The organism is bacterium, assembly GCA_035371905.1.
In the GTDB taxonomy this organism is placed as follows: Bacteria; Ratteibacteria; UBA8468; order B48-G9; family JAFGKM01; genus JAMWDI01.
On the sequence record DAORXQ010000144.1, the window covers coordinates 1 to 3,352 of the forward strand.

Here is a 3,352-nt window from a genome sequence, read left to right on the forward strand (position 1 = left end):
AATATATGAATGGCCTACAGGAACTACTTTTTCATTAAAATATTCAAGGATTAAAAATCCGAGTAATTTTATTGTTGTTACTGAAAGTTTTGTTCCTGTAACAGATGCTTTATCTTGGGATTATGGTTTTTTTGAGAGATTAAAGAAATATAAAGATGGTGGGAATCTTTTAAGTTTGCATTCTGATGGTTTAAATTTCCTTTTCGCAGATGGACATGTTTCATGGTATGAACCATATAATGCTGGAATTTCAAGTTCTAGTTTTGTAAATTTTGATTGGAATACGTGGAATAATTCTGATTATAAAAAATGGTGGAATCCGGAATGTAGATAATGCAGTCAAATTTATTTGGTGTGATGTTAAAAATTGAATTTTTGTTTTACAATGAAAAACTTTTTAAAGTTTTATTTAGAAAAACTTTATGAGAGGAGTAGGACGTTAAATTTAAAAATTTTTTTGACCAGTTGTAAAAGACATTTTAATATTCCGATATTTTTTTTAATGATAGTAAATTCTATAGCCGTAAATCAAAAGAAGTTAATTGAAAGAATTCCTGAATATGTGCAAGAGAAAAAGGTTGGAATAGAAACATTTAATATCTCAAGATGGATATTTAGTGAAGGTGTACAAATAAAAAGAGCAAGATTTTTAAAAGAAAATTGTTTGGAAATAAAATACGAATTTAAAGATAATCAAAAGAAAATAGATATTGATTTTATGCTTCCTGAAAATCATTTTGAAGGAGAAAGAATAGGATTTAAACTTTATGGAAATGGAAAAAAAGATAAAATAGAGGTATGGTGTAAATATAGAGATTCATTTATTCCTCTTTCAATGATTTCCCTGGGACAAGAAAAATGGCAAATAATAGAAATGCCTGCAAGTAGTCCAATACACCTTTTTTATAAAAGTGTAGATAGGATAAAATTTACAATTGTAAATAGAGAGGATAATCCTCATTCTGGTAAATTTTATATTTCACAGATGAAATTTATTAGTCCTGTTCTTATTCAAGGGCTAACAGTAAGAAAACCAGAAAAAAAACAGTTTTTATCTTTTATATTTGATACATGGGGTGCAGGTGGAAATGATGAAGAGATTGAAAAAAATGTAGAGACAATAAAAAATATAGGAATAAATCTTCATATAATCCCAGTTAGTTTTCCTTCTGATATACCTGAAAAAAACATAGAAAACAGAAAATGGCTGGAAGGAAAAATTAAATCATTTATGGATAAAGGGATTAAGATTGGCATAAGTTTTTATAATACACCACCTGATGAGTTTGCCAAAAAGCATCCCGAACTTTTAATGAAAAACGAAAATGGAGAAATTTATGATACAGGCGGTTTTTTTCTTTCTCCTTGGCATCCTGAAGTAGAAAAATTATGGGTGAATTATATAATTGATACTTTAAATTTTTTAAAAGAGAGAAATTTGCTGGAAAAGATCGAAGTAATAATGTTATGTCCAGGACATGAATCAGAAATTTCTTATGAATGGTCTCATATTTGGGCATTTGATGAAAATGCAATTGCAAGTTATAGAGATTACTTAAAAAAGAAATATAGAAACAATATAATTTTTCTTAATGAAGATATGGGCACTGATTATAAATCTTTTGCAGATATAAAACCACCGAAAAATTTTTATCCTGATAGAGAACACTGGGTTTTTGTTGATTTTTATAGATTAAGTATGCTTAAATGGTGTGTTAAACTTGCGGATGCTGTTAAAGAAGTTTTTACACCTTCTTACTGGCTTTGGTTACCCCATACTCATCCTGATTATCCAGGTCGTTTCTTTTCAGGAAGATATCCTATTTTTTATATAGAAAATTTGAAAAAACTTGATATTGTTGACTATGTCCACATACCTGCTCTGGACTGGCAATCTATTGATGATGTGAATCTTATAAAAAAAATGGGTGTTAAGGTAATAGGAGAAGTAGATGTTGTTCCAAGTCCAGCAAGGCTTGAATGGACATTTAATCAGAGTTTAAAATACGGTTTTGATGGTGTTTACATAGGCATAATTGAAAATATCTGCAGAGATGGAAAATTGACAGAAGCAGGAGAAATTTGTAGAAAACTAATAGATGTATTTAAAAGTAAAAAAGGAGGTGAAAAATGAGAAATATTTTAAAAGTTTTTTCTATTTTACTTTTTCTTTTCTCTGTAAATTTATTTTCGGAAGAAATAAAAATTTTTCAGGGGAAAGAAGGAAAAACAGATTGGGATATTGTTGTACTAAAAAATGCATTCTCTGGTTCAATTTCTATATGTAAGGATAAAGAATTTACACGAGAGGAAAATCCGTCTTTAAAATTAACTTACAAATTGAGTGATAAACCAGAATATAATGTTGTGGATTTTAGAAAGAAAAATAAAAATAAGGATTTTTCAAAAATGAAAAGTATATCAATCTGGATTTATGGTAATGGTGATAAAAAAGTATATCTCCAGCTGGGATTGAGATGCTCAGAAACAGGTTATTTTATTGTGGATGTTGGTTTTATGGACTGGACTGGTTGGAAAAAGTTTGAATTTCCAAAAGAAAAATTTGAATTTGTAGGTTCTTTTCCTGACTGGGAGAATATTGAATATATATTCATAAGAGCAAATGGTGATATAGCCGCAAGTAAAGGTGAAATAGTTAAGGAAATAGAGGGAAGTTTTTATATAGAAGAAGTTTCTATAATTCAATAAAACAAAAATGGATTTTTTTCATCAAAAAAATTAATTCGTAACTTTTCAATTTTTAAGTAATATGTTTTAAGTTCTCCTATCAGGATTTTTGTTTTTGCATTTCTATATAACCCCGTCCTCCGACCTTACATAATTGGAGGAAGTTCAAGGGCTGGATGTTTTTTCTCCTGTAAGAATGGTAAAATTTCCTCTTCTGTTATCCCTATTGTTTCATCTGCAATCCTATCAAGTAAATCAGGTATTCCAACTTCTTCTGCTCTTTTTATAAATCTCTCTTTAATCTCCTCCTTAAGCATTTTTGGCATCCATACAAGTCGTAATATTCCTCCTTCTGCCTGTAAAAACTTCTTCTGAGTTATATTAAATTTTGAATGTCCTAAAAATCCAGGAATTTGTCTACCACCTCCAACATTTCCAGCAAGAGTTGTAAATTTCATTCCACAGGGTGTTTCTCCTTTATATTCTCTATTAACTGTCATTATTCCATTACATAAAGGCAAAACAACTGCAATACATTCACAACACCCACAGGTAGTCATAGGGTCAACCATTAAACTATAAACACTTACTTTTTCTATTGCGCCTCTACTTGCTTTTTTTACAAATTCATTAACTCCATCCCATTGACCATATTTTTCTTCAA

At 29.4% G+C, this 3,352-nt stretch carries 4 protein-coding genes; 3 read left to right on the plus strand and 1 reads right to left on the minus strand.

Annotation, left to right across the window (positions count from 1 at the left end):
* The 3 genes from PKV21_09735 to PKV21_09745 form a co-directional block, all read left to right on the plus strand.
* On the plus strand, positions 1 to 334 hold a 334-nt coding region (locus PKV21_09735; protein HOM27766.1), incomplete at its 5' end, for a hypothetical protein.
* 168 nt (positions 335 to 502) lie between these two features.
* Positions 503 to 2,134 (plus strand): beta-galactosidase, encoded by a 1,632-nt coding sequence (locus PKV21_09740; GenBank protein ID HOM27767.1) that lies wholly within the window; start codon positions 503 to 505, stop codon positions 2,132 to 2,134.
* Positions 2,131 to 2,709: a hypothetical protein gene (locus PKV21_09745; protein HOM27768.1), complete on the plus strand. Its 579-nt coding sequence runs from the start codon at positions 2,131 to 2,133 to the stop codon at positions 2,707 to 2,709. The genes PKV21_09740 and PKV21_09745 overlap by 4 nt, the downstream gene beginning before the upstream one ends.
* 125 nt (positions 2,710 to 2,834) lie before the next feature.
* Here the strand turns inward: PKV21_09745 and PKV21_09750 are convergent.
* Positions 2,835 to 3,352 (minus strand): CO dehydrogenase/CO-methylating acetyl-CoA synthase complex subunit beta (locus tag PKV21_09750; protein HOM27769.1); only part of this gene is annotated, 518 nt, incomplete at its 5' end.

Bases quoted from the DNA above. Each gene is read 5' to 3' on its own strand.
- PKV21_09740 (HOM27767.1), top strand. From the start codon at position 503: ATGATAGTAAATTCTATAGCCGTAAATCAAAAGAAGTTAATTGAAAGA.
- PKV21_09745 (HOM27768.1), top strand. From the start codon at position 2,131: ATGAGAAATATTTTAAAAGTTTTTTCTATTTTACTTTTTCTTTTCTCT.